We start from the raw sequence: 20,134 nt of genomic DNA on the forward strand, positions 1-20,134 counted from the left end.
GATACTGAGGATCATGACCGTCTACGACGAGATCGGCACGACCTACAGCGCCGCGCGCAGGCCCGACCCGCGACTGGCCGCCCGGATCGCCGCCGCGCTCGGGGACGTCGCGACGGTCGTCAACGTGGGGGCGGGCACGGGGTCGTACGAACCCCCGGCGACCCTGCTCGCGGTCGAGCCCAGCACGGTGATGATCGGCCAGCGGCCGCCGGGGTCGGCTCCCGTGCTGCGCGCCCGGGCCGAGGCCCTCCCTCTCGCCGACGGCGTGGCCGACGCCGCCATGGCCCTCCTGACCGTGCATCACTGGACGGACCTCGCGGCCGGGATCGCCGAGTTGCGCCGGGTCGCGCGGCGCCGCGTGGTGATCCTCACCTGGGATCAGGAGCTCACCCGTGACTACTGGTTCCTCAGGGAGTACCTGCCCGAGGGCGCGGCGCTGGACGACGCCCGCGCCGCCTCGATCGACGACCTCGTCCGGCTGCTCGGCGGCGCGCGGGTCGAGGCCGTGCCCATTCCGCACGACTGCACCGACGGGTTCGGCGCCGCCTACTGGCGCAGGCCCGAGGGCTACCTCGATCCCATGGTCAGGTCCGGCATGTCGGTGCTGGCCCAGCTCGACCAGGCGGTCGTACGGCCGGCCCTGGACCGGCTCGCCGCCGACCTGGAGTCGGGCCGCTGGCACGAGCGCCACCGCGACCTGCTCGGCCTGGAGGAGTACGACGTCGGATACCGGCTGCTCGTCGCCGACCTGTGAGGGAGCGTGGGATCCGCGCACCGGAGGGTAAGGACACCCTGTGGACACGGAGCGGCTGCGCCAGGTCGTGGACGAGATCTTCCACGACCGTCCCCACGTCACGCGACGCGACCTCTACTCGGCCGCCGCCGCGGACATCCACGTGCCGGCCGAGACCCTGGCCCTTCTGAACGAGATCCCCGAGGGCTCCTACGACCGCGGGGAGATGCTGGAGGCCATCGAAGGAGCCGTACGGGACCGGGACGAGGCGGAGCGGAGGGCGCGGCCACCGGAGCAGATCGCCGCGCTGGAGGACACGGCCGAGGCCGAGCACGCCATCGCCGACGACACCACGCTGGGTGCGCTGACCCAGGACAACGCCGGCCCGCCGCCGGACGCGCCGCGGTTCCGGGAGCCGGGCGAGTGAGGACGCGTGAGCAGACACACGGGAGGCGCGTCGTGCTGACAGTCACCGATCACGCCGTTCAGGCGATCCGCGATCTGATGGTGGGGGAGTATCTCCCCGAGGAGGCGGGCCTGCGCATCGCGGCCAAGCCGGGCGAGCCCGCCTCGCTGGAGCTGTCGCTGGTCAGCGCGCCCTTCTCGGGCGACGAGGTGATCGAGAGAGCGGACGTGCGCGTCTTCCTCGAACCGGAGGTCGCGCAGGCCGTCGGCGGCAAGACCCTGGACGCCGAGACCGGTCCCGGCGGCCGCCCGACCTTCCGCCTGGCCTAGGTCGTGTCCCGGGCGGTCACTGGTCGCCCTCGTCCTCCTCGTCCTCCTCGTCATCGGGCGGCAGGCCGGTGCCGGCCACCGTGTCGGCGAGCTGGTCGTCGTCGAGCCGCCCGGTCGGCGGCTGCCCGAGCGTCCCTCCACCGGAGGCGCCGCCGCCCGAGATCCCCTTGCCGCCGACGATGCCGGCCGCGTCGAGGTCCGCCTGCTCCACCGATCCCTGCCGCGTGGCGCGGATGCCGGGCGTCCGGTTCTTGAACCGCGGGTCGTCCTGCGCGTTCGTCGCCAGCTCCTCGGCGAGCTGCTTCGGGTTCATCTTCTTCTCGTCCATACGGGCCGCCGTACCCGGCGGCCCGCATGCCATTCACATCCTCACAGCTCGGACGGAACCCGCTGCGGCGGGACGTGCCGCCGCTCCTGCCGGCTGCGCAGCGCCTCCAAGCCGACCAGGTCGTCCGGCTCGGCGTCCGGGGTCTCCTGGTCGAACCTCGCCAGGGCCGGGTGCCGCAGGGCCAGCGTGATCGTGATCGCGATGGCCAGGCCGCACACGATGTACAGCAGGCCGATGCCGCGGCCGTCTCCCGTGCCGATGACCTTCCCGACCGTGTCGGCCAGGGGGCCGTCAGGCCGCATCAGCGGTTCGAAGACCAGCCCCACCAGCCAGGCCTGTACGGCCAGGCCGACCGGCTGCGTCGACAGCGCGAGCATCCGGTTGATCGAGATGACCCGGGCGTGGTAGCGCTGGGGCACCTTCGAGTGGATGATCGTCAGCCAGATGCCGTCGCTGATCGTCATCATCAGCGACATGCCGAAGGCGCCGACCGTGATCAGGATGAGCGACGGGCGCAGACCGGCGATCGCGCAGAAGATCCCGAGCACCCCGGCGGCCGCCAGCATGCCGAACATCCGGCGCTCGCGCGGGCCGCCCCACAGGGTGATGATCAGACCGCCGCAGACCGCCCCGATCCCGGCGAGCAGCGCCACCCGCCCGGTGTCGGCCAGCTCGCCGACCGACAGCACCAGCGGCGAGATCATGATGAACCCGGTGAACAGGAAGAAGTTCACGATGAACATCGTGAAGGCCATGGCCCGCAGGCCCCGCCGCCGCAGCAGGTAGCGGAAGCCGTTGCGGATCTCGGCCGAGACCGTCTCGCGGCGCCGCCAGGCCATCGTGGCCGGGAAGCGGACCAGCAGGGTCACGCCGAACGCGATCGCGTAGCAGACCACGTTGGCGGTCAGGATGCCCTCGATGCCGATCAACGCGAGCACGGCGACGGAGAACAGCGGCACCATGAGCTGGGCCACGGCGTTGCCGAGCTGGACGACGCCGCCGACGTGGTGCAGGTAGGCCTTGGGCGCGAGCTGCGGGCCGGCCGACTGCCAGGCCACCCGTTGCAGGGTCACCGATATCGACAGCAGCACCAGCAGGCCGTACAGCAGGGGCATGCTCAGCACGTCGCCGGCCATCAGCGCGAGCAGCGCGGCCTGCACGGCCAGGGACATGCCGTCGGCGGCCAGCATCGCCCGTTTGCGGTCGTACCGATCGACGAGCGCGCCGATCAGCGGCGCGAGCACGAGCCCGGGCACCAGGGCGATGATGGCGAACAGGCCGAACTGCACCAGCGAACCGCTCTTCAGGTACGCCCAGATCGGCACGGCGAACTCGGTCATCACGGCGCCGATCATCGAGACGATCTGACCCGTCGCCACCGTGAAGAACCGGCCGAGACTGGGCTGCGGCCCGTCCACGTCGGCCTTCCGGTCGGTGGACACGCGCTCCCGCCACCAGGTGGCCGTGTCGCCGGGCGCCGGGACGTGCCATTCCTCGGGACGGTCCACGCTGGTGTGGGCGGTCGTGACGATCGCGGCCAGCTCCTCGGTGCGGTACCGGAGGAAGTAGTGGCCGGCCTCGGCCATGACGACCAGCGCGGTGGTCTCGGAGACGCAGTGCCAGTCGCGGTAGCGCTCCTGGTAGAAGTCGGTCAGCGCGTCGCGGTCGCCGACGATCGAGATGACCGGGGCGCGCAGCTGCGGGCTCTGCTGCTCCACGAGCTCGCTGAAGTAGTCCTCACCGGCGCGCGCGTCCACCCGCATCGTGCGGATGATGTGGTCGACCTGCTCGGGGTCGAGGTCCTGCAGGTCGGCGCCCATCGCGCGCAGCCAGTTGGCGTGCGCGTTGGCGTTGTCCAGCGCCTTGCTGCGGAAGATCCGGCCGAGCAGGCCGTTGAGGCCCTTGCTGGGGGTGGCGAACGGGAAGCTGCCGCCCGTGTAGACGGCCTCGACGCGCCGTCCGGCCGCCTCCAGCCGCCGCGCGATCTCGGCGGTCAGCGCGCTGCCGACGCAGTGGCCGTACAACGCGACCGGGCCGCGCACGCGCTCGATGACCTCGTCGCAGACCCGCTGGGCGGCCTCGTGGAACGGGATCGTGCTCTCCTCGACGCCCAGCTCGTGACCGGGCAGGGCGACCGCGAACAGCGAGTGGCCGTCCGGCAGCGCGTCGGCCAGCGGCTGGTAGACCATCGCGCTGGCCCCGCCGTACGGGATGCAGACGAGCGACAGCGTGGGCGTCTTCACCGGGCGGGTCAGCTCGACGAGCAGGCCGCGCGGGCCCTCCTCGGCGGCGCCCTCCGGCGCCCCGTTGGCGGCGTCGACCAGCGCGGCCAGCTCCCGCACCGTGCGGTTGGCGATCGCGTCGAGGACGGTCACCTGGTAGCCGCCGGCGGGCAGCACCTGCCTGAGCTTGGCGACCATGCGGATGAGCAGCAGCGAGTGGCCGCCGAGCGCGTTGAAGTCGCTGTCGATGGAGATCGCGTCGATGCCGAGGACCTCCCGCCAGACCCCGGCCACCGCGATCTCGGTCTCGGTCTCCGGCTCGGCCAGGTCCTCGCCGACCCGGACGACCGGATCGGGCAGCGCCTTGCGGTCCACCTTTCCGTTGGCGTTGAGCGGGATGGTCTCCAGCGGCACGAACACCGACGGGACCATGTACTCCGGCAGCCGCTCCGCGCAGTGGTCCGCCAGATCCGCGGGCTCCCGCGCCTCGGGCACGTAGTAGGCGACCAGCCTCTTGTCCTCGGGCGTGAACGCGTGCACGGCGACGACCGCGTCCCGTACGCCGGGGTGGTCGAGGACGGCGGCCCTGACCTCGTCCAGCTCGATGCGGTAGCCGCGGATCTTCACCTGGTCGTCGAACCGGCCGAGGAAGGCCACGTCGCCGTCGCGGGTCCAGGCCACCCGGTCGCCGGTGCGGTACATCCGCCCGCCGGGCTCGAAGGGGTCGGGGAGGAACCGCTCCTCGGTGAGGTCCGGCCGGTTCATGTAGCCGCGGGTCACGCCGACGCCGCCGACGTACAGCTCGCCCGGCACGCCGACCGGCTGCAGCCTCCGGTCGGCGTCCAGCACGTACATCCGCATGTTGGGCAGCGGGCGGCCGATCGGCACGACCTCCACGAGCTGGGCGTCCCTCACGGGATAGATACAGGTGCCGACCGACGCCTCGGTGGGGCCGTACTCGTTCACCAACCGGCCGGGACCGAGCATCTCCAGCCACCGGTTGGCCATGGAACCGGGCAGCGCCTCGCCCGCCACGACGATCTTCCCGGCGAGCGCGGCGGCCTGCCGGGCGTCGATCTGGTGACCGAGCACCTCCAGGTGGCCGGGGGTGCACTTGATGAAGCTGTACGGCCCGCCCGCCGCCAGCAGCGCGCCCAGCTCGCCCATGTCGAAGTCCTGCGGCAGCACGGTGACGCGCTGACCGGTGACGAGCGGCGCCCACAGGTTGGGCACGACGAGGTCGAACGCCACCGAGCCGAACAGCGGGGCGCCGCCGTCGCCCTGGGAGGCCAGGTCCTCCACGGCCCACCACACGTGGTTCACCAGCCCGCGGTGGGTGACCTGCACGCCCTTCGGCTTGCCCGTGGACCCTGACGTGAAGATCACATAGGCCAGGCGGTCGATGTCGTACGGCACGCCCGCCGGCTCGCGCGGCCGGTCGTCGAGCACCCCGCTCTCCACGTCCACGACCTCGACGCCGTCGAACAGGTGCGCGTGGCCCGCCGAGGTCAGGACCAGCGGGGTCGCGGCGATCGACAGCATGTCGCGGACGCGCTGCGCGGGAAACTTGGGATCCATCGGCAGATAGGCCGCGCCCGCCTTCCACACGCCCAGCAGGCAGGCGATCAGCTCCGGGCTCCGGTCGAGCAGCACGCCCACCGTGTCCTCCGGGCCGACGCCGCGCTCGCGCAGCAGATGGGCCACCTGGTCGGCGCGGGCGTGCAGCTCGGCGTAGGTGGTCGTGCGGCCCTCGAAGGAGACCGCCACCGCGTCCGAATCCGCGTGGCGCTCCAGCAGCTCGGGCAGGGCCACGTCCGGGTACGGCCGCGCCGAGTCGTTCCACGTCCCGAGGACGAGGTCGCGCTCGGCGTCGGTGACCAGGTCGAGCCCGGCCAGCGGGGTGTCCGGCGCGACGGCGATCCGCTCGGCCAGCGCCCGGTAGTGCCCGGCCATCCGGGTGATGGAGTCCGCGTCGAAGCGGTCCTTCTGGTAGGTCAGGTAGAGCTCGGGGTCGCCCGCGCCGTTCAGGTGCACCAGCAGCGCGAGGTCGTAGGTGAAGTCGTCGACCTCGTGCTCCCAGACCGACGCCTCCAGCCCGGGCCAGCGGCCCCGCTGGTCGCGGAACACGCGCAGCGAGAAGCCGACGGTCGACAGCGAGAAGTTGCGGGCGTCCCGGTCGCTCAGCGCCCCGGCCAGTTCGGAGAACGGCAGGTGGTTGGCGAGCGCCTCGCCGAGCCTGCGCCGCACTCCGGCGGCGGCCTCGCGGAACGACGGGTCGCCCGACAGGTCGGCGCGCAGCGGCAGGGCGTTGACGAAGCAGCCCAGCACCGGCTCCAGCTCCACCCGGCGCCGGCCGCCGTCCACCGTGGCGATCGTCAGGTCGCCCTGTCCGGTGTAGCGCGCCAGCAGCATCGAGAAGACCGTGAGCAGGGCCACGAACGGGGTGGTTCCGGGGCCGCCGGCCTCGCGCAGCGCCCGCAGGACCTCGTCCGGCAGCGTGAACAGATGACAGTCGCTCCGGTTCCCCTCGGCGACGGGCTGGCCGTCCCGCGCGATGGGAAGCTCCAGGGCGCTCGCGCCGTCCAGCCGGTCGCGCCAGTACGCCAGGCGCCGCTCGCGCTGCTCGCCGCTCAGCTCACGGCGTGACCAGGCCGCGTAGTCGGCGTACTGGAGCGGGGGCGGGACCACTCCGGCGGGACGGCCCTCGTGGACCGACGCGTACACGCTGGTCAGCTCGTCCACGATGATGCCGACCGACCACCCGTCGCACGCGATGTGGTGGCAGACGAACATCAGCACGTGGTCCTCGTCGCCCAGCCGGACCAGCGTCGTACGGTGGACCGGCCCGGTCTCCAGGTCGAAGCGCTCGACGGCGGCCCGGCTCGTGATCTCCCGGGCCCGGCCCTCCCGCTCGTCCTCCGGCAGGTCCCGCAGGTCGACGACGTCGAGCGGCGCCGGCCCGGGGTCGAGGACGATCTGACGGGGCTCGTGTCCGTCGCCCTCGTAGACCGTACGCAGGATCTCGTGGCGTTCGACCAGGCTGTCCAGGGCGACGGTCAGGGCCCGGACGTCGAGCGGGCCGGTCAGCCGCAGGCCGATGGTGGCGTTCGGCGCCGGGGCGCCCTCCGCGAAGCGGGCGCCGAGCCACATCTGGGTCTGCTCGTAGGAGCAGGGGGCAGGTCCCTCTCCGCGGGGGGCGATCACGCTCGCGGCGGCGGCCCTGGCGGCCCTGGCGGCGAGCAGCCGGCGCAGCGCCTCCTGCCTGCGTGGGGAAAGCGACGCTATTAGATGCTCGTTGTCAGTCGTCGGCGATATCGTCACCGAGCGTTCTCCTCTCTGCGCAGAAATGCGCAGGACCAGCTGACCACGCAGAAAAGTGGTTGAACCAGAAAACGCTTTGATCGTCGATTTCGCAGGACCTCGCCGCGTATCTCGCCGCGTTCGGGCCGAGACGCGTGGGAGCGCTCCCACGAAGAGGATTATTTCACGATACGGGATGCGAGTCTGGTAACGCAAGCCTCACTTCGACCTGCGATCAGGCGCGAAGAGTAAGGGGAAATCGACCTTCCGTCATCGATTGCGGGCAGCGAAACATGAGCGCTCGTCGGCATTGCCGGCGGACACATGATCGTGTCGAATAATTTGACTTCAGGCGTCGAGGGGACGGGATTAAACATGTTTCTTGCGCGTAACCCGACTCGGGTTCTATGTTGGCCGCCGGAATCTATTGCCGCAGGGGCGCCGCCTATTCGAGGGCCCGCCTGCCTCCTTAATTCGACTTTTCCCCGTGCTCGGCCGCGGCCGGATCCCGTGCAGAAGGAGGACGCATGGACGACTTCTGGAAGCCCCTGGAAATAACCCCCGACGGCTACGCCGCCACGCCCGAGGGGCTGGTGGAACGGCTGCGCGAAACGGACGTGGGCGACCTGCTGGTCCGCGAGAAGGCGCTCGTATTCCGGGGGTTCGGCGTCACACCCGAGACCCTCGACGCCGTCATGGACATGTTGCTGCCCAACCGGCTGGCGTACGTCCACGGCAACTCGCCCCGCACCAAGGTGGGCGGCAACGTCTACACCTCGACCGAGTACCCGCCCGAGTACACGATCTCCATGCACAACGAGCTGTCGTACTCCGCCACCTGGCCCTCCCGGCTGCTGTTCTACTGCGAGAAGGCGGCCGAGAGCGGCGGGGCGACTCCCGTCGTGGACGGCGTGCGCTGGCTGGAGTCGCTCGACGACGAGGTCAGGGAGGCGTTCGCCAAGGGGGTGCGCTACACCCAGAACCTGCACGCCGGCCGTGGGCTCGGCAAGAGCTGGCAGGAGACGTTCGAGACCGAGGACCGCGACGAGGTGGCCGAGTTCCTCGACCGCATCGGGGCGGACTGGCAGTGGCGTCCCGACGGCGGCGTGCGGGTCTCGCAGGTCAGGCCCGCCACCACCCGGCACCCCGTGACCGGTGCCGAGGTGTGGTTCAACCAGGCCGACCAGTGGCATCCCGCCTCGCTGGGCGACGAGACCGCCGCCATGCTCGCCGAGCTCATGCCGCCGGAGGAGCTGCCGCAGTCGGTGACGTTCCCCGACGGCGCCCCGATCCCCGGCGAGTACGTCATCCAGGCCCGCGACCGCGGCCTGGACAACGCGGTGGACGTCGACTGGCGGGAGGGCGACCTGCTGCTGATCGACAACGTGCTGGTCGGGCACGGCCGCAGGCCCTTCGCCGGCTCCCGCCGCATCCTCGTCGCCATGTCCGACTGATCACGCTCTCGAAAGGGAAACCGCTGTGGACAAGATCGGGCTGGGGGTCGCCGCGACCTTCACCGCCGAGCCGCTCGGGGACGCCCTGCGGTTCTGGCTCGCCGAACTCGACGGCGGGGGGGACGCCGAGGGGGACGTCGCCTTCGCTCCGTACGACCAGGTCTTCCCCTCGCTCCTCGACCCGGGCAGCGTGCTCGGCCGGGCCGGCGCCGTGGTCGTCCTCGTCCGCGCGGAAGATCTGCACCGTGACCCGGACGGGACCGGCGAACTGGATGCCGTGGCCACCGACCTCGCCGCCGCGCTGCGGGCCTCGGCGCGCGCGTCCGGCGCGCCCCACGTGCTCGTCGTCTGCCCTCCCTCGCCCGGGCACGGCTCGCCCGAGACCCACGCGCGCTTCGCGGCCGGGCTGGCCCGGGAGTTCGAGGGCGACCGGGCCGTGTCCGTGCTCACCTCCGCCGAGCCGTACGAGCCGGAGCCGGAGGACGTCCACGACGCGTTCGCCGACCGGACCGGCAACGTCCCCTACACCGACCGCTACTTCGCCGCGCTGGCCGCCGCGGTCGCCCGCCGCCTGCACGCCCTGACCACCCCGCGTCCCAAGGTCGTCGTCGCGGACTGCGACGGCACGCTCTGGGACGGCGTGGTCGGCGAGGACGGCCCCGACGGCGTGGTCATCGGGCCGCAGCGGCTGGAGATCTGGCGGGAGCTGGCCCGCCAGGTCGCCGCGGGCAGGCTGCTGTGCCTGTGCAGCAAGAACGAGGAGAAGGACGTCCGCGAGGTGTTCGCCCGGCATCCGGAGCTGCCGGTCGGCCTGGACGACATCACCGCGATGCGCGTCGGCTGGGAGGCCAAGTCGGACGCGCTGCGCTCGCTCGCCGCCGAGCTCGACCTCGGGCTCGACTCCTTCGTCTTCCTCGACGACAGCCCGGTCGAGTGCGCCGAGGTCCGGGCCGGCTGCCCCGAGGTGCTGACGCTCCGGCTTCCGGCCGACGCCGCCGGGGCCGCGGCCTTCCTGCGGCACTGCTGGCCGCTCGACGTGACGTCGGTGACCGCGGCCGACCGCGAGCGCACCCGGCGCTACCAGGAGGAACGGCGGCGCGACCAGGCCAGGGGCGAGATGTCCCTCGCCGACTTCTTCGCCACGCTCGACCTGCGGGTGACCATCACCCCGGCCGGTCCCGAGCACGAGGCCCGGGCCGCGCAGCTCGCCGAGCGGACCAACCAGTTCAACCTCTCGGGGACGCGCCGCCTGGACGGCGAGGAGAGGTTCGTCGTGGACGTGCGGGACCGCTTCGGCGACTACGGCGTCGTCGGCCTCACCGACGTGCGGACGGAGGGGGACACGCTGCGCATCGGCGCGTTCCTGCTGAGCTGCCGCGCGCTCGGCCGCGGGGTGGAGCACCGCATGCTCGCGCATCTGGGGGCGCTCGCGCGGGAGCGCGGGCTGGCCCGGGTGGCCCTGGCCTTCCGGGCCACCGAGCGCAACCGGCCGGCCGGGGACTTCCTCGCCGCCCTGCCGGCGACGGTGGAGCCGGACGGCGAGGGAACGGCCTGGTACGTCCTCGACGCGGGCGACGCGGCGGCCGTCGTCCACACGCCGGGCCCTGCTGAGGAGAGGGCAGCGGGGCCCGTCAGGACCGTCGAACCGGCCGTTCCCGCCGGCTGGGCGGCCGTCGAACGGATCGCGACCCGGCTGACCGGCGCCGACGCGATCCTCGACGCCATGCGGGCCGCCCGCCCCGTCACGGAGGTGGCCGGGGCGAGCCCCGTCGAGGCGACCGTCATGCGGTTGTGGGCCGAGCTGCTCGACACGGCGCCGGCCTCGGTGGACGACGGCTTCTTCGAGCTGGGCGGCCACTCGCTGCGGCTGGTGCAGTTCATGGCGCGGGTCCGCGCCGAGTTCGGCGTCGAGCTTCCCTTCGACACGCTCTACACCACCTCGTTCACCGTCGCCGAGGTCGCCAAGGTGATCGAGGAGCGGCAGCTCGCCGACACCGACGACGAGGAGCTGGCCGGACTGCTCGACGAGCTCGCGGGCCTGTCGGATGAGGAGATCGACGCCCTGCTCGACTCCGGGAACGGCTGATCCGCATGGCGACGATGCTGCTGAGCACCCACGGCACCAACGGCGACGTGCTCCCGTTCGTACGGATCGGGCGCGAGCTGGCCGAGCGCGGCCACGACGTCATCGTCATGACGCACTCCTGGTTCGCCGACCGGATCGCCGCCGCGGGCCTGCGGCACCTGCCCATCGACACGGCGGAGGGCTACGACCGGCACCTGGACGACGCCCGGCGGTACATGCTCGATCCCCTGAAGGACCCCGAAGGCGTGCTCGCGCTCTACCGGCGCAACGGCCTGTTCGAGCTGCTCGCCGACGAGGTCCGCATGATCGAGGCGCACTACCGGCCGGGCGACACCGTGGTGGTCGCCCGGCACACCTCGGGCATCGCCGGGCTGATGGCCGCCGAGCTCCGCGGGGTCCCGGTGGCGCTGGTGTCCGTCACACCCCATCAGTACGTCTCGTTGCCGGTGCTCGGGAACCTTTTCCGGCGCGTGCTCGGGCAGGGGTACGACGAGGTCTTCCAGTCGTTCGGCCTGCGTCCCGTCCGCGACTGGGCCGCCTATCTGACGAGCGCCCGGACCCAGCTGGCGCTGTGGCCGGAATGGTTCGACGCCGCGGGCCAGCCGGCGCCGGAGGGCGTCGTCCGCTGCGGGTTCGTGCTCGGCGACACGGCGGAGGGGCCGGTCCCGGACTGGACCGAGCCGCCCGTGCTGATCACCGGGGGCACCGGGCAGGTGCTGCACGACCGGTTCTACGACGTCGCGGCGCGGGCGTGCCGGCGGATCGGGAGGCGGGCCCTGCTGGTGAACCGGCATCCGGCGTTCCAGCCGGAGTCGCTGCCCGACGGGATCGAGTGGGTGCCCTCGGCGCCGTTCGCCTCGTTCATGCCGCGGGTCGCCGCGGTCGTCCATCACGGGGGGATCGGCACGCTCGCCCGGGCGCTGTCGGCGTCGACCCCGCAGGTGCTGCTGGCGCACGGCGTGGACCGGCCGGACAACGCCGAGCGGCTCGACCGCGCGGGCGTCGCGCGGTGGCTTCCCGTGTCCCGCTGGGACGAGGAGCGGACGGCCCGGCTGCTGGCGCGGGCGTTGGACTCCGCTGCCGACGACGGATACCGGGAGCGGATCGCGCCGCTCGCGGCGGACGCCGCGTCGCAGGACGCCGTGCGGCTCGCGGCCGATCACGCGGAGGCGCTGATCGGCACCGACGCGATCATGAAGCGGCCGGATCCGCGTGAGCGGCTGGCGCGGCTCACCCCCCGGCAACGGGAACGTCTGGCCGTCCTGGCCCGCGCCCGGCGGAGCGTGTAGAGGGGGATCTTCCGGGTACGCCGGGCGCATGGCGGACACGACGGCGCCGATCTCGCGCTTCGACTACGACAAAGTGGCGATCGTCACCGGAGCCGACTCGGGCATCGGGCGGGCGACGGCGGTGACACTCGCCGCGCAGGGCTTCGACGTCGGCGTCACCTATCACCGGGACGAGAAAGGCGCGCGGGAGACGGCCGGCCAGGTCGTGAAGCAGGGCCGCCGCGCGGCCGTGCGGCGGCACGACCTGACCGACCCGGTGACCGCGGCGGCCGTCGTCGACGAGCTCGCCGACGAGCTGGGCGGCCTCGGCGTGCTGGTGAACAACGCCGGCACCGGCACGGCCGAGCCGCTCCTGGAGATCGGTTACGACCGGTGGCGGTCGGTCCTCGCGGTCGACCTCGACGGGCCGTTCCTGTGCTCGCAGCGCGCCGCGCGCCGGATGATCGAACGCGGCGCGGGCGGGCGGATCATCAACGTGACCAGCGTCCACGAGGACTATCCCCGCCTCGGGGCCGGGCCGTACTGCGCGGCGAAGGGCGGCCTGCGCATGCTCAGCCGCACGTTCGCCCTGGAGCTGGCCAGGCACGGCATCACGGTCAACACGATCGCGCCGGGAGAGATCGCGACCCCGATGACCGGCCAGGAGGACGAGCCGCCGAAGCCCGGCACCCGGCCCGGCTACCCCCTGGGCCGTCCCGGGGACGCCCGCGAGGTCGCCGCCGTCATCGCCTTCCTGGCCGGGCCGGCCTCGTCGTACGTCACCGGCGCGTCGCTGTTCGTGGACGGCGGGCTCGGCCTGATGGGCCCGCAGGCGGCCGGGGACATCGACAAGGACATCTGGTCCTCCGGCTGACCGGGTGTTGCCCGGCGGCCGGGCCTGGGTGACGATGGCGCCTGAAGACGCGGAAGGTGAGGGCGCCGTGACCAATCCATGGCTCGCGCTTGAGTCCGGGGCCGACGCGGCCGAGCGCACCGGTGAGCTGCGCCGGGCTCACGAACGCTTCCTGTCGGCCGGCGCGGTCGACGGTCCCGTACGCGCGGTGGTGGCGGACTCGTGGCGGCGCTCGGCGCGGGCGGTGGACCCGGACGCGCTGGCGCCGCTGGAGCTCACCGACGACGAGCTGGAGGAGTACCGCGACGCGCACCCGCTGGCCCGGGTGCTGCCGCTGTTCCGCGACCTGCTGGGCGGCATCGCCGACGACGGGCGGCACCTGCTCGCGGTGTGCGACGCGGCCGGGCGGCTTTTGTGGGTCGAGGGCCATCGCGGGGCACGGGCGCGGGCCGAGCGGATGAACTTCGTCCCCGGGGCCCGGTGGGACGAGGCCCATGCCGGCACCAACGCCCCCGGCGTCGCGCTCACCGTCGAGCATCCGGTGCAGATCTTCGCGGCCGAGCACTTCGCCGTACCGGTGCAGCCGTGGACCTGCGCCGCCGCGCCGATCCACGACCCGCACACCGGCCGCCTGCTCGGCGCGGTCGACGTCAGCGGCGGCGACAACCTGGCCAGCCCGTACAGCCTGGCCCTCGTGCAGGCGGCGGCCAGTGCCGCGCAAGCTCATCTGGCCGCTCTCCCCGCGCCGGATCTCGCACCCGCGGTGACGCTCACCGCGCTGGGCCGGGACGACGCCGTCCTCACCGAGGGGGCGCGCCGCATCAGGCTCGGACCACGGCACAGTGAGATCGTCGTCCTGCTGGCCTGCCATCCGGAGGGGCTGAGCAGCGACCAGCTCAGCGCGGAGCTGTACGGCGACCGCATGCTGAACCCCGTCACGCTGCGCGCGGAGCTGTCCCGGCTGCGCCACCGGCTCGGGCCGTTGCTCGACTCCCGTCCGTACCGGTTACGGGTGCCCGTGCGGGCCGACTTCCAGGCGCTCGCCGAGCACCTGGCCGCCGCCGACGCGGACGCCGCGCTGCGCGCCTACCGGGGGCCGCTCCTGCCCGGCTCGGAGGCGCCCGGCGTCGTGTGGCAGCGCCGCCTGCTGGACGACGGCGTACGCGAGCTGCTGGTGGCCCGCCGCGACCCCGCGCTGCTCGAACGGTGGACGCGCGCGCCATGGGGGAGGGACGACCTCGTCGCCTGGCAGGCGCTGCTGGCCGCGCTGCCCGCCGGGTCCCCGGCCCGGGCCCGGGCCGCGCGGCGGGTGCGGGACCTCGACGCGGAGTACGGCCTGCCGTTCGGGTGAGGACTGTTCAGGTGAGGACTGTTCAGGTGAGGTCGCGCAGCCAGCGGAGCGCGACCGCCGCCGCGAGGCGGGGCGGCACGGTGCCCGCGCCGAGCCCGACGTCCACGAGCAGGTCGAACACCTCGGTGCGGCGGGCGGCGACGGCGATCGCCGCGTCGATGAAGCCGGGGGAGCGGGCGGCCAGGGCGAGCACGTCGGTGGTGCGCAGGTGCCGCCCGAGGGCCCGGCGCAGACCGCGCCGGTAGGCGCGCAGCGGGTCGCCCGGCGAACCGACCGCCGCCTCGGCGGCGAGCCGTCCCGACAGCAGCGCGTAGTAGATGCCCTCGCCGGTCAGCGGGTTGACGAGGTTCGCCGCGTCGCCCGCCAGCAGCACCCGGCCCGCCCCGGGCACCGGCCGCCCGCTCGACAGCGGCAGGTGGTGGGCGCGCAGGTCGCGCACCTGTCCGGGCGGGTGCTCCATCAGCGCGGGGAGCAGCCGCGCCAGCCGTCCGTGCAGCACCTCGCGGCCCGGCAGCCCGGTCTGACTCAGCGCCGGCAGCAGCAGGCCGTAGCCGACGTTGGCCGTGCCGTCGCCCACCGGGAACGACCAGGCGTAGGCCGGCCACGCCTCGCTCTGCATGACGATGACCTGGACGTCGTCGTCCGGCGGCACGTCGGCGTAGCCGCGCACCGCGATGGCGGTGTGCCGATCCGGGCTCGGCGGGACGCCGATCAGCCGCCGTACGGCCGAGTTGGCGCCGTCGGCGGCGACGACCGCCCGGGCGACCAGGTGGCCGTCGAGCACGACGTGCTCGCCGAGGGCGGTCAGCGTACGGACCCGGTGGCGGCGCACCTCCACGCCGCGCGCCCGCGCCGCCTCGACCAGCCGGGCGTCGAAGACCCGGCGGGGCACCACGTGGTTGGGCCGTGCGACGACGGCCGAGACCTGGGCTCCGCCGGGCGACGTCACCGACAGGCGCGGCGTCGGCCGGTGGTCGTCGAGCACATCGGGCAGCCCGAGCAGCGCGAGCTCCTGCCGTGCGTGCGCCGCGATGCCGTCGCCGCAGGCCTTGTCACGCGGGAAGGCCGCCCGGTCGAGCAGCAGCACCCGGCAGCCGGGGTCGAGCTGCCTGGCCCGCAGCGCGGCGGCCGAGCCCGCCGGCCCGGCGCCGACCACCACGAGGTCCCAGACGTCGTCCACACTCACAGACCGTACGTGGCGAAGAGGTTGGTGGTGGGCCACGACTTCACGGAGTTCGCGGCGGTGTGCAGTTGGGCGTCGATGTCCCCGTAGCTCAGCCCCGAGGCGTCGTCACGCTGGTCGAACAGCACCACCCAGCTCAGCCCGTCGTAGCGCCGGACCATGAGCGTGGATGTGCCGGCCAGCGATCCCGTGTGCCAGGTGTTGCGGCCGCCGGTGACCGGGCGCACCTGCCAGCCGAGGCCGTAGTACCAGCCGTCGGAGTTGACGCCGATCGACGGCTTGGCGAACGCCTTAGAGATCGACGCCGAGGTCAGCACGCCCGCCGCGTCGAAGAGGGTGGCGAACTTGGCCAGGTCGACGGCCGTGGCGAGCCAGCCGCCGTGCGCGGCCATGTTCTCGAGGTTGAACCCGCCGTACGGGAATGGCATCACGGAGTTCGAGGTGTCGATCACACTCTTGCCGGTGTACTGCGAGAAGTACGGCGCCTCGCCCGCTTTGCGGAGACTCTTCGCCGTTCTGCCGAGCACCATCCGTTTGATCTTGAGCGGCGTCAGGATCGTGCTCTGGACGTAGCTCGCGTACGAGACCCCGCTCACCTTCTCGATGATCTTCTGCAGGAGGAGGTATCCGTAGTTCGAGTACGCGTACGTCGTTCCGGGGGCATGGTCGAGCTTGCGGCGGGTGGTGTATTCGATGATGTGCGCCTGGGTGACGGGCAGCGGGACGCCGAGCGCGGCCGCGACGGCCCTGTCGCCGAACATCGGGTCGCCCGACACGTCGAGGTCCCAGCCGCCCAGATGCTGCAGCAGGTGGGTCACGGTGACGGAGGCGAGGCGCGGGTCGGCGGTCGTGCTCAGCCCGAGCAGCGGCGCGACCTTGGCCGTGAGGCTGAGCTTGCCGTCCTGCGCCAGCTTCAGCACCGCGGCGGCGGTGACCGGCTTGCTCAGGCTCGCGACGCGGAACAGCGACGTGGGCCCGGCCGCGAACGAGGTGTCCGCCGTCCAGTTGTAGCCCCGGGCGAGCATCAGCTTGCCCTTGCGGACCACGGCAAGGGACGCGTGCGGGATCGTCCGTGCCTGCATGAAGCGCTTCAGCGCGTCGTCGAAGGGCTTCAACGACGTCGCGCTGCGGCCGGTGACGCTCCACGCGCGGGCCGCCGCGCTCGCCGGAGACGCGGGCAGCCCGGCGGCGAGCCCCGCCGCGGTGCCGCCCGCCAGCAGGCGCAGGGCGTCCCTGCGGGAGACGGAAAACGTTTCCGGAATCATGACGCGTGATCTTAGAGGAGATTTGACCACTCATGACCGCATTCCTGACCGCACGGATCGGAGGCTGAGTTCGGAACGACGCCCGGAACACGGCCGCAACGTCTCGGCAACGTGCCCGCGACTAACGTCCGGGGCGTCAGTCCCACACCCTGTCCGGGAGGTCTCTCTCATGACCCGTTACGCCGCGCCGGGACAGCCGGACGCCCTCATGGCGTACGAGCAGCGTTACGACCACTGGATCGGCGGCGAGTACGTCGCGCCGCAGCGAAGGCGGTACTTCGAGAACCCCACCCCGGTCAACGGCCAGACGTTCACGGAGATCGCGCGGGGCACCGCCGAGGACGTCGAGCGCGCCCTGGACGCCGCACACGGCGCCGCACCCGCCTGGGGCCGTACGCCGGCGTCCGAGCGGGCGAACATCCTCAACCGGATCGCCGACCGCATGGAGCAGAACCTGGAGCGGCTCGCCGTCGCGGAGACCTGGGAGAACGGCAAGCCGATCAGGGAGACGCTGGCCGCGGACATCCCGCTGGCGATCGACCACTTCCGTTACTTCGCCGGGGCGATCAGGGCCCAGGAGGGCAGCCTGTCGGAGATCGACGCGGACACCGTCGCCTACCACTTCCAGGAGCCGCTCGGCGTCGTCGCCCAGATCATCCCGTGGAACTTCCCGATCCTGATGGCCACCTGGAAGCTCGCGCCGGCGCTGGCCGCCGGCAACGCCGTGGTCCTGAAGCCGGCCGAGCAGACCCCGGCGTCGATCCACTACTGGATGAGCCTGGTGGCCGATCTCCTCCCGCCGGGCGTCCTCAACATCGTCAACGGGTTCGGCGTCGAGGCCGGCAAGCCGCTGGCCTCCAGCGCGCGGGTCGCGAAGGTGGCCTTCACCGGGGAGACCACCACCGGGCGGCTGATCATGCAGTACGCCAGCGAGAACATCAAGCCGGTCACGCTGGAGCTCGGCGGCAAGAGCCCCAACATCTTCTTCGACGACGTGTCCTCCGCCGACGACGAGTTCTTCGACAAGGCGCTGGAGGGCTTCACGATGTTCGCCCTCAACCAAGGAGAGGTGTGCACCTGTCCCTCCCGGGCGCTCGTCCAGCAGGGCCACTACCGGCGGTTCCTGGAGGCCGCGGTCGAACGGACCGAGAAGATCGTCCGCGGCCACCCGCTGGACCTGGCCACGATGGTCGGCGCCCAGGCGTCCAACGACCAGCTGGAGAAGATCCTGTCGTACCTCGACATCGGACGGCAGGAGGGCGCCAAGGTGCTCACCGGCGGGCACCGCGCCGATCTCGGCGGCGAGCTGTCGGGCGGCTACTACGTCGAGCCGACGATCTTCGAGGGCGCCAACCACATGCGGGTGTTCCAGGAGGAGATCTTCGGGCCGGTCGTCTCGGTGACCTCGTTCACCGACTTCGACGACGCCATCAAGATCGCCAACGACACGTTGTACGGCCTGGGGGCGGGCGTGTGGACCCGGGACGTCAACAAGGCGTACCGGGCGGGCCGCGCCATCCAGGCCGGGCGGGTCTGGACGAACTGCTACCACGCCTATCCCGCCCACGCCGCCTTCGGCGGCTACAAGCAGTCGGGCATCGGCAGGGAGACGCACAAGATGATGCTCGACCACTACCAGCAGACCAAGAACCTGCTGGTCAGCTACTCCCCCTCGAAGCTCGGCTTCTTCTGATGCCCGAGGTGTCCCGCGTGGACCTCACCCCCGCGGCCGCCGATCTCATCCGGCGGCTGCGGGCGGACCACGGCCCGCTGATGTTCCACCAGTCCGGCGGCTGCTGCGACGGCAGCGCCCCGATGTGCTACCTGGAAGGCGAGTTCCGCACCGGCTCCTCGGACGTGCTGCTCGCCTCGCTGACCGTGGAGGGCGTGAACGAGCCGGTCACGTTCTGGATGTCGGCGAGCCAGTTCGAGCGCTGGCGGCACACCCATCTCACCGTGGACGTCGTACCGGGCCGTGGTAGCGGCTTCTCCCTGGAGGCGCCCGAGGGAGTCCGTTTCCTGATCCGCTCCCGCCTGCTCACCGACGCCGAACGCGCCGCCCTCGACAGCTGACGATCGATCCGCATCGCCTGAAGCTTCGCAGTTCCTCCCTCGCGCTGAGTGGCAACTTGATAAGTTCAATTAGCTCTCGGCGAGACTTATCAAGTACAGGATGAGACGCGGTGGAGGCCGCGGCGGGGGTGCCGCGGCCTCCGGGACTTCACAGGGACGTGCCGGTACCTGTGCGCCGGGAACTCAGATCTTGCCGGTGCCCGCGTTGGCGAGGACGTTCGCCTTGACCCCGCTGGGGTTGTCCACCGTGTACGAGTACGGAATGGAGGCGACGCTGCCGGAGGTCTGCGGCGTGCCCGAGTTCACGAAGTAGTTGTCGCGGGCGACGATCGACCCGCCGGGCGACGAGCCTTCGGAGGTGTGGGTGGGCTCGGCGACGTTCTCGAAGTAGTTGCCCTCGACGAGCACCCCGGCGCCGCAGGTGGAGGCGATGCCGTAGCTGTAGTCGGTGTAGGACGAGTCCTTGTAGTAGTAGTTGTTGAACACGTGGACCGGGTTGCCGAAGCGCACCCGGGGGTTGCGCTGTGCGCAGGTCTGGAACGCGTTGTGGTGGTACGTCACGCGCAGGTGCCCGGTGTCCTCGGAGCTGTTGTTGTCGCTGTGGCCGACGAGCGAGCACTTGACGTGGTCGTGGAGCTTGTTCCAGGAGACGGTGACGTAGTCGGAGCCGTGCGTGACGTCCAGCAGGCCGTCGTAGTAGTCCGTGCCGTGGCTGGTGTCGCTCGACAGGTCGTTGTGGTCGAGCCACACGCGCTTGGCGTTGTCGAGGTGGATCGCGTCGCCGTTGCCGTTGCCGGCCCGGACCTTCGAGATCTTCATGTTGCGCACGATCACGTTGTCGACGTCACGGATGTTCAGGCCGCAGCCGGTCAGCCCGGAGTCGGCGCCGACGCCGACGATGGTGGTGTTGCCGCCCACCCGCACGTCCTCCGAGCAGGTGAAGTTGCCGTTCACCTGGACGATCTTCGCGGCGTCGCCCTTCACGGCGGCGGTGAGCGCGGTCAGGGAGGTGACCGTCGTCGTGGCGCCGCCCGCGCCGCCGCTCGTGCCGCCGCCCTGCGTCGCCCAGCCCACGAGTCCGGTGGTGGGCGGGGTGGTCGGGCCGCCCGTGGGCGTGGCGGTCGGCGTAGCCGTCGGGCTCTTGGTCGGCGTGGTCGTGGGCGTCTGCGAGGGGGTGGACCCGGCCGGCTGGAGGGTCCACTGCTTGGTGGCCGCCGAGTCGCAGGAGTTCTGCTGTACCAGCGCGCCCGAGGAGGTGGAGTTGTCCTTGGTGTTCAGGCATT

15 protein-coding genes are annotated in these 20,134 nt (G+C 72.2%); 10 read left to right on the top strand and 5 right to left on the bottom strand.

Features of this window, described 5'->3' with window-relative positions; all coding sequences use genetic code 11:
• The first annotated feature begins 13 nt into the window (after positions 1 to 13).
• Genes ACWEQG_RS19090 through ACWEQG_RS19100 form a run of 3 tightly spaced genes read left to right on the top strand, consistent with a single transcriptional unit; the run spans position 14 to position 1,468 of the window.
• Positions 14 to 754, top strand: a complete 741-nt coding sequence (locus tag ACWEQG_RS19090; RefSeq protein WP_452286286.1) for a class I SAM-dependent methyltransferase — start codon at positions 14 to 16, stop codon at positions 752 to 754.
• Between the two features lie 40 nt (positions 755 to 794).
• Complete coding sequence (locus ACWEQG_RS19095) at positions 795 to 1,160, top strand: hypothetical protein (RefSeq protein ID WP_452286288.1); 366 nt, start codon at positions 795 to 797, stop codon at positions 1,158 to 1,160.
• Between the two features lie 32 nt (positions 1,161 to 1,192).
• Positions 1,193 to 1,468 carry a HesB/IscA family protein gene (locus ACWEQG_RS19100; RefSeq protein ID WP_452286290.1) on the top strand — a complete coding sequence of 92 codons (276 nt, stop codon included), beginning with the start codon at positions 1,193 to 1,195 and terminating at the stop codon, positions 1,466 to 1,468.
• A 16-nt stretch (positions 1,469 to 1,484) separates the two neighbouring features.
• Here ACWEQG_RS19100 and ACWEQG_RS19105 read toward each other — a convergent pair whose 3' ends face one another.
• Both ACWEQG_RS19105 and ACWEQG_RS19110 read right to left on the bottom strand, forming a co-directional pair.
• The gene (locus ACWEQG_RS19105; protein WP_363465181.1) at positions 1,485 to 1,796 is read right to left on the bottom strand and encodes a hypothetical protein; all 312 of its coding nucleotides are present in this window, start codon (positions 1,794 to 1,796) and stop codon (positions 1,485 to 1,487) included.
• Between the two features lie 41 nt (positions 1,797 to 1,837).
• Positions 1,838 to 7,222 (bottom strand): non-ribosomal peptide synthetase/MFS transporter, encoded by a 5,385-nt coding sequence (locus ACWEQG_RS19110; protein ID WP_452286292.1) that lies wholly within the window; start codon positions 7,220 to 7,222, stop codon positions 1,838 to 1,840.
• Positions 7,223 to 7,845: 623 nt separating this feature from the next.
• Between ACWEQG_RS19110 and ACWEQG_RS19115 the strand changes: the two genes are divergently transcribed.
• The 5 genes from ACWEQG_RS19115 to ACWEQG_RS19135 all read left to right on the top strand — a co-directional run bounded on the left by ACWEQG_RS19115 (position 7,846) and on the right by ACWEQG_RS19135 (position 14,330).
• Positions 7,846 to 8,772: a TauD/TfdA family dioxygenase gene (locus ACWEQG_RS19115; RefSeq protein ID WP_452286295.1), complete on the top strand. Its 927-nt coding sequence runs from the start codon at positions 7,846 to 7,848 to the stop codon at positions 8,770 to 8,772.
• A gap of 25 nt (positions 8,773 to 8,797) precedes the next feature.
• A complete protein-coding gene (locus ACWEQG_RS19120; protein ID WP_452286297.1) occupies positions 8,798 to 10,858 on the top strand; it encodes an HAD-IIIC family phosphatase in 2,061 nt (686 codons plus the stop codon).
• A 5-nt stretch (positions 10,859 to 10,863) separates the two neighbouring features.
• On the top strand, positions 10,864 to 12,147 hold the full coding sequence (locus ACWEQG_RS19125) for a glycosyltransferase (protein WP_363465192.1): 1,284 nt from the start codon (positions 10,864 to 10,866) through the stop codon (positions 12,145 to 12,147).
• Between the two features lie 28 nt (positions 12,148 to 12,175).
• Positions 12,176 to 13,000: an SDR family oxidoreductase gene (locus tag ACWEQG_RS19130; protein WP_452286299.1), complete on the top strand. Its 825-nt coding sequence runs from the start codon at positions 12,176 to 12,178 to the stop codon at positions 12,998 to 13,000.
• A 67-nt stretch (positions 13,001 to 13,067) separates the two neighbouring features.
• Entirely contained in the window at positions 13,068 to 14,330 is a 1,263-nt protein-coding gene (locus ACWEQG_RS19135; protein ID WP_452286301.1) for a GAF domain-containing protein, read from the top strand.
• A gap of 22 nt (positions 14,331 to 14,352) precedes the next feature.
• Here ACWEQG_RS19135 and ACWEQG_RS19140 read toward each other — a convergent pair whose 3' ends face one another.
• Together ACWEQG_RS19140 and ACWEQG_RS19145 are read right to left on the bottom strand one after the other, a co-directional pair.
• Positions 14,353 to 15,510: an NAD(P)/FAD-dependent oxidoreductase gene (locus tag ACWEQG_RS19140; RefSeq protein WP_452286304.1), complete on the bottom strand. Its 1,158-nt coding sequence runs from the start codon at positions 15,508 to 15,510 to the stop codon at positions 14,353 to 14,355.
• 2 nt (positions 15,511 to 15,512) lie between these two features.
• Positions 15,513 to 16,778, bottom strand: a complete 1,266-nt coding sequence (locus ACWEQG_RS19145; RefSeq protein ID WP_452286306.1) for a serine hydrolase domain-containing protein — start codon at positions 16,776 to 16,778, stop codon at positions 15,513 to 15,515.
• Positions 16,779 to 16,947: 169 nt separating this feature from the next.
• Here ACWEQG_RS19145 and adh point away from each other — a divergent pair, with 169 nt between their 5' ends.
• Entirely contained in the window at positions 16,948 to 18,471 is a 1,524-nt protein-coding gene (gene adh, locus ACWEQG_RS19150; RefSeq protein ID WP_452286308.1) for an aldehyde dehydrogenase, read from the top strand.
• Complete coding sequence (locus tag ACWEQG_RS19155; protein ID WP_452286310.1) at positions 18,471 to 18,851, top strand: DUF779 domain-containing protein; 381 nt, start codon at positions 18,471 to 18,473, stop codon at positions 18,849 to 18,851. Before adh ends, ACWEQG_RS19155 begins: the two co-directional genes overlap by 1 nt.
• Before the next feature lie 183 nt (positions 18,852 to 19,034).
• Here the strand turns inward: ACWEQG_RS19155 and ACWEQG_RS19160 are convergent.
• The coding region (locus tag ACWEQG_RS19160; RefSeq protein ID WP_452286312.1) for a pectate lyase family protein at positions 19,035 to 20,134 on the bottom strand (1,100 nt) is incomplete at its 5' end.

This window comes from Microbispora sp. NPDC004025 (genome assembly GCF_053604425.1).

Excerpts from the sequence above, each read along its gene's own strand:
- ACWEQG_RS19155 (WP_452286310.1), top strand. The coding sequence starts at position 18,471 with ATGCCCGAGGTGTCCCGCGTGGACCTCACCCCCGCGGCCGCCGATCTC.
- ACWEQG_RS19115 (WP_452286295.1), top strand. The coding sequence starts at position 7,846 with ATGGACGACTTCTGGAAGCCCCTGGAAATAACCCCCGACGGCTACGCC.
- ACWEQG_RS19125 (WP_363465192.1), top strand. The coding sequence starts at position 10,864 with ATGGCGACGATGCTGCTGAGCACCCACGGCACCAACGGCGACGTGCTC.
- ACWEQG_RS19105 (WP_363465181.1), bottom strand. The coding sequence starts at position 1,796 with ATGGACGAGAAGAAGATGAACCCGAAGCAGCTCGCCGAGGAGCTGGCG.
- adh (WP_452286308.1), top strand. The coding sequence starts at position 16,948 with ATGACCCGTTACGCCGCGCCGGGACAGCCGGACGCCCTCATGGCGTAC.
- ACWEQG_RS19145 (WP_452286306.1), bottom strand. The coding sequence starts at position 16,778 with ATGATTCCGGAAACGTTTTCCGTCTCCCGCAGGGACGCCCTGCGCCTG.
- ACWEQG_RS19090 (WP_452286286.1), top strand. The coding sequence starts at position 14 with ATGACCGTCTACGACGAGATCGGCACGACCTACAGCGCCGCGCGCAGG.
- ACWEQG_RS19130 (WP_452286299.1), top strand. The coding sequence starts at position 12,176 with ATGGCGGACACGACGGCGCCGATCTCGCGCTTCGACTACGACAAAGTG.